The sequence below is a fragment of the Streptomyces sp. NPDC054956 genome, from assembly GCF_053609185.1.
In genome coordinates this window covers 1-5,599 of the sequence record NZ_JBSGXB010000416.1, presented here as the reverse complement: position 1 = coordinate 5,599, position 5,599 = coordinate 1, and the positions used below count along the sequence as shown (strand labels likewise).

Here is a 5,599-nt window from a genome sequence, read left to right as displayed (position 1 = left end):
GCAGTGCCATGCCCTCGGCGTAGTCCCATACGTACGCGGCGACCAGCCCACCCGGCCGTACGACCCGGTACGCCTCGGCCACCGCCGCGCTCGGCGTCGGCAGGAAGTTGAGCACCAGCCCGCTGACGGCCACGTCGCACACCGCGTCGCGCACCGGCAGGGCGAGCCCGTCGGCGACGAGGAAGTGCGCCGGTGCGGGAGCGGAGGCCCGGGCCGCCGCCACGAACCCGGCGGACCGGTCCAGCCCCACCACCGTCCTGGGCCGGCACCGGCCGGCCACCGCCGCGGTCAAGGCCGCCGTACCGCAGCCCACGTCCAGCCACCGCAGCCCGTCCGGGCGGTCGAGCCAGGCCACGAACTCGTCCGCGAGCGGACGGCTCCACCGGCCCATGTACCGCTCGTAGGCATCCCCGGCCGCCCATGTGTCGAACCGTCGCTCCTCCATGCCTCCACGATGCCCGAACCCGCCGGACGGCGCCCCGGCCGCTGCTCCGCCGACGGGAGGTCAGGAGGGTCCGGGGCCCTCGGGGCCCACGACGGAGAACACGGCGCCGTCGGGGTCGCGCAGGGTGATCTCGCCGGTGACGGGGTCCGGGTCCGTGCCGAAGACGGTGCTGCCGCCCAGGGCCGTGGCGGCCTTGACGGACGTTTCGAGGTCGGAGACCCGGAAATGGACGTCCCAGCGGGGCCGTACGTGCGGGTCGGGGGCCTCGGCGAGCGCTCCGCCGCGCAGGTGGGCCACCGTACGGGTCCCGTGGCGCAGCAGGATGCGGTCGTCCTCCTCCACGTACGCGACCTCGCAGCAGCCCGCGTGGTCGCAGGCCCACTCCAGGACCTCGCCGTAGAAGATCGCGGCGTCGAAGGCGTTCCTCGTACGAAGCTCCAGCCAGGCGGGCGCCGCCTCCCCGCCGACACCCCAGTCGGGTATGGCGCTGCCCTGCCAGATGCCGAAGGTCGCCCCGTCGCGGTCGGCGGCGAGCGCCGCACGCCCCGTACCGAAGGACAGGGGGCCCACGGCGACGGTTCCGCTGCGCTCGCGGATCCGCGCGGCCGTGACGTCGGCGTCGTCCACGGCGAAGTACGGGGTCCAGGCCACGGGGATCGAGAACGCCTGGGCCAGGGCGCCGAGGCCGGCCACCGGGACCCCGTCGAGGAAACCGACGGAGAACCCCTCGCCGAGCCGGCCGGGGCGGAACTGCCAGCCGAGCACCGCTCCGTAGAACTCCTGTGCGGCACCGAGGTCGCGGGTCATGAGGCTGACCCAGCACGGTGCTCCGAACGTCTCGTGACTTGATGTCGACACGCGCTTCAACCCCATTCGCCTGATGCGACCCGGGCCCCCTCCCACGGTACTCGCGGCCCGCACAGATGGCCGGAAGAGGCCGTGGGAGGCGCACCCCGGGGCTCCCACCTCCCGGTCCCGTCCCGCCGACGGCCGCGCCGCGGACACGACAGGTCTCGACCAGTCCGGATGTCGTCGGTTTCCCGGGCAAACCCCGTACGGGACAAGATCACCGGATCGAAGCAACGTGAACGGTTTTTCAAGGTCATCCGCAGGTACCGGCCGTTACTGTTCCCCCGGATCTGGACGGATTCCGGATATTCGCCCTCTTTTTCCTCCCGCACCGTGAACGCGCACGCACGCCGATCCACGCGGCACGCCGGACCACGCACGCACGCCGATCACCGCCCTTAAGAAGGAGAGCTCGCCCGATGACCGTTGACACCAGCCCGGAAGCCCAGCTGGAGCCCCCCCGGCAGTCCAGCCTGGCTACGGCGGCTGCCCGCAACCTGGCCACCACGACCAAGTCCGCCCCGCAGATGCAGGAGATCACCTCCCGCTGGCTGCTGCGGATGCTCCCCTGGGTGGAGACCAAGGGCGGCGCCTACCGGGTGAACCGCCGGCTGAGCTACACCGTCGGCGACGGGCGCATCGAGTTCGTCCAGGACGGCGCCCGCGTCCAGGTGATCCCCCGCGAGCTCGGCGAGCTGGCCCTGCTGCGCGGTTTCGAGGACGAGGAGGTGCTGGCGGCGATCGCCGGGCGGTGCGTGCAGCGCGACTTCCGTGCGGGCGAGGTGGTGGTCGAGCGCGGTGCCCCCGCCGGGCAGATCCACCTGATCGCGCACGGCCGCATCAGCCAGACCTCCCTCGGCAAGTACGGCGACGACGTCACGGTGGCCGTGCTCGCCGACGGCGACAGCTTCGGCGAGAACGCCCTCCTGGACGCCGATGCCAGGTGGGACTACACCGCCACCGCCGAGACCCCCGGCACCCTGCTCACGCTCTCCCGCGCCGACTTCGCCGCCATCCTGGCCGCGGCCCCCCACCTCCAGTCCCACATCGAGCAGTTCAGCTCGCTTCCCCTGCAGCGGCAGAACAAGCACGGCGAGGCCGAGATCGCGATGTCGGCCGGCCACACCGGCGAGGCCGAGCTGCCCGGCACCTTCGTCGACTACGAACTCAAGCCGCGCGAGTACGAACTCTCCATCGCGCAGACCGTCCTGCGGGTCCACACCAGGGTCGCCGACCTCTACAACGGGCCGATGAACCAGACGGAGGAGCAACTCAGGCTCACCATCGAGGCGTTGCGCGAGCGCCAGGAGCACGAGCTGGTCAACAACCGGGAGTTCGGCCTGCTCCACAACGCCGCCTTCAAGCAGCGGATCCAGACCCACTCCGGCCCGCCCACTCCGGACGACATGGACGAGCTGCTCTGCCGCCGGCGCGGCACCAAGCTCTTCCTCGCCCACCCCCGGACGATCGCGGCGATCGGGCGCGAGATGAACGCCCGCGGGCTCTACCCGGACCACGTGGACGTCGGCGGGCAGCAGGTCCCGGCCTGGCGGGGGGTTCCGATCCTGCCCTGCAACAAGATCCCCATCAGCAAGGAGAACACCAGCTCGATCCTCGCCATGCGAACCGGCGAGGACAACCAGGGTGTCATCGGCCTGCGCCAGACCGGTCTGCCGGAGGAGTACGAGCCGGGCCTGTCGGTGCGGTTCATGGGCATCGACGAGAAGTCGATCATCTCCTACCTGGTCACCACCTACTACTCCGCCGCCATCCTCGTGCCCGACGCGCTCGGCGTACTGGAGAACGTGCAGATCGCCCGCAGGAGCGACTAGCCGGACCGGCGGACCTGCCGGTCGGCCCGGACGGCCGGTCGGTCGCGACGGCCGGGACCGTCCGTCCCGACAGCCCGGTCCTTACCGGGCCGGCCGAGCGCGCCCGGGATCCGGGACAGCCCACCCACCTCACCAAGGAGCCACGGATGCCCGATCCCGGGCCTTCCCCTCTGCAGTCGAGCCTGCCCGGCGCTGCGGCCCACTTCGGGGCTCACGTGCTCGGCAGCGCCCAGGCCCACGCGCACTCCCGTACCGAGGCGGCCGGCGGTCTGCCCGGCCCGCCGTCCGTACGGCCGCCCGCCCCGTCGTCCCTCCCGACGCCTGCTGAAACGTCTGTCCCACGCCCCGGGCTGCCGACCGGCCCCGCCTTTCCCAGGGCCGTGCCCGTGGAGGTGCCCGCACCCAGTGGCGCACCGGGTGTCGACGCGGCCACCGGGCGGGCCGGTGAGGCGGCCGAGGCCGTGAGCCGGCCGAGCCCCGCCCTGCGGCGGATCCTGCGCGGCCCCAACGGTCTGGGCACGGAGGGCCTGCACTGGGCCCGGAGCGAAGCCCTGCCGGAACCGGCGGCACCCGCGGCACCGGCCGAGGGCATTGCGATCCCGGGCCTCTACTACCACCCGGTCCCGGAGCCCGACCCGGTCCGGGTGGAGGAGGTCAGCCGCAGGATCAAGGAATGGGCGGTGGACGAGGTCGACCTGTTCCCCGACGACTGGGAGAACCAGTTCGACGGATTCCACATCGGCCGCTACATGGTGGCCTGCCACCCGGACGCGCCCACCGTCGATCACCTGATGCTCGCCACGCGGCTGATGGTCGCCGAGAACGCCGTCGACGACTGCTACTGCGAGGACCACGGCGGCTCGCCCATCGGTCTCGGCGGACGCCTGCTGCTGGCGCACACCGCTCTCGATCCCCTTCACACGACGAAGGAGTACCAGCCGGAGTGGGCCCGGTCGCTCCACTCGGACGCGCCCCGGCGCGCCTACCGCTCCGCCATGGAGTACTTCACCGGTGCGGCGAGCGCCTCCCAGGCCGACCGGTTCCGGCACGACATGGCCCGGCTGCACCTGGGGTACCTCGCCGAAGCGGCCTGGGCCCAGACGGAGTACGTGCCGGAGGTCTGGGAGTACCTGGCGATGCGCCAGTTCAACAACTTCCGCCCCTGCCCCACCATCACGGACACCGTCGGCGGCTACGAACTGCCGGCGGACCTGCACGCCCAGCCCGATATGCAGCGGGTCATCGCGCTCGCGGGCAACGCCACCACGATCGTCAACGACCTCTACTCCTACACCAAGGAACTCGCCGGCCCCGGCCGGCATTTGAACCTGCCCGTGGTGATCGCCGAACGCGAGCGGACCTCCGACCAGGAGGGCTACCTGAAGGCGGTGGAGGTCCACAACGACCTCATGCACGAGTTCGAAGCCGCGGCCGCGGCCCTTGCCGTCGCCTGCCCCGTCCCGAGCGTGCTGCGCTTCCTGCGGGGCGTGGCGGTGTGGGTCGACGGCAACCACTACTGGCACATGACCAACACCTATCGCTACAGCCTGCCCGACTTCTGGTAAGGATGGACTTATTCGTGACCAGCACCGATCTCAACACCGTCACCACCACCCCCTCCGTGATCATCCCCGGTCCGGCGACGCCCTATCAGGGGGACATCGCCCGTTACTGGAACAACGAAGCCCGGCCCGTGAACCTGCGGCTCGGTGACGTGGACGGGCTCTACCACCACCACTACGGCATCGGCGACGTGGACCACTCCGCCCTCGGTGACGCCGACGACAGCGAGTCCGAGAAGAAGCTGGTCGCCGAGCTGCACCGGCTGGAGTCGGCGCAGGCCGAACTCCTCCTGGACCACCTCGGCCCCATCGGACGCGAGGACACGCTCGTGGACGCCGGCTGCGGCCGCGGCGGTTCGATGGTCATGGCCCACCAGCGCTTCGGATGCAAGGTCGAGGGCGTCACCCTGTCGGCCAAGCAGGCCGACTTCGCCAACCAGCGCGCCCGTGACCTCGGCATCGAGGACCACGTCCGCGCCCGCGTCTGCAACATGCTCGGCACGCCGTTCGAGACCGGCCGGGCCGCGGCCTCGTGGAACAACGAGTCGAGCATGTACGTCGACCTGCACGACCTCTTCGCGGAGCACTCCCGGATCCTCCAGGTCGGCGGCCGCTACGTGACCATCACCGGCTGCTGGAACCCGCGTTACGGCCAGCCCTCGAAGTGGGTCTCCCAGATCAACGCGCACTTCGAGTGCAACATCCACTCCCGTCGCGAGTACCTGCGCGCCATGGCCGACAACCGTCTCGTCCCGCAGGCCGTCATCGACCTGACCCCCGAGACCCTGCCCTACTGGGAGCTGCGGGCCACGTCCTCGCTGGTCACCGGCATCGAAGAGGCGTTCATCAACTCCTACAAGGACGGTTCCTTCCAGTACCTCCTGATCGCGGCCGACCGGGTCTGACGTCCC

Annotated in this window: 5 protein-coding genes; 3 read left to right on the top strand and 2 right to left on the bottom strand. The window is 71.2% G+C overall.

What is annotated here, in order from left to right; genetic code table 11:
- The coding region (locus ACWGDE_RS35560; RefSeq protein ID WP_453393203.1) for a class I SAM-dependent methyltransferase at positions 1 to 445 on the bottom strand (445 nt) is incomplete at its 3' end.
- 60 nt (positions 446 to 505) lie between these two features.
- The gene (locus tag ACWGDE_RS35555) at positions 506 to 1,252 is read right to left on the bottom strand and encodes a VOC family protein (RefSeq protein WP_453393202.1); all 747 of its coding nucleotides are present in this window, start codon (positions 1,250 to 1,252) and stop codon (positions 506 to 508) included.
- Positions 1,253 to 1,713: 461 nt separating this feature from the next.
- Between ACWGDE_RS35555 and ACWGDE_RS35550 the strand changes: the two genes are divergently transcribed.
- The 3 genes from ACWGDE_RS35550 (at position 1,714) to ACWGDE_RS35540 (ending at position 5,593) form a co-directional block, all read left to right on the top strand.
- On the top strand, positions 1,714 to 3,126 hold the full coding sequence (locus ACWGDE_RS35550; RefSeq protein WP_453393201.1) for a family 2B encapsulin nanocompartment shell protein: 1,413 nt from the start codon (positions 1,714 to 1,716) through the stop codon (positions 3,124 to 3,126).
- Between the two features lie 146 nt (positions 3,127 to 3,272).
- A complete protein-coding gene (locus tag ACWGDE_RS35545; RefSeq protein WP_453393200.1) occupies positions 3,273 to 4,691 on the top strand; it encodes a family 2 encapsulin nanocompartment cargo protein terpene cyclase in 1,419 nt (472 codons plus the stop codon).
- A gap of 2 nt (positions 4,692 to 4,693) precedes the next feature.
- Complete coding sequence (locus ACWGDE_RS35540; RefSeq protein ID WP_453393199.1) at positions 4,694 to 5,593, top strand: geranyl diphosphate 2-C-methyltransferase; 900 nt, start codon at positions 4,694 to 4,696, stop codon at positions 5,591 to 5,593.
- The last annotated feature ends 6 nt before the right edge of the window (positions 5,594 to 5,599 follow it).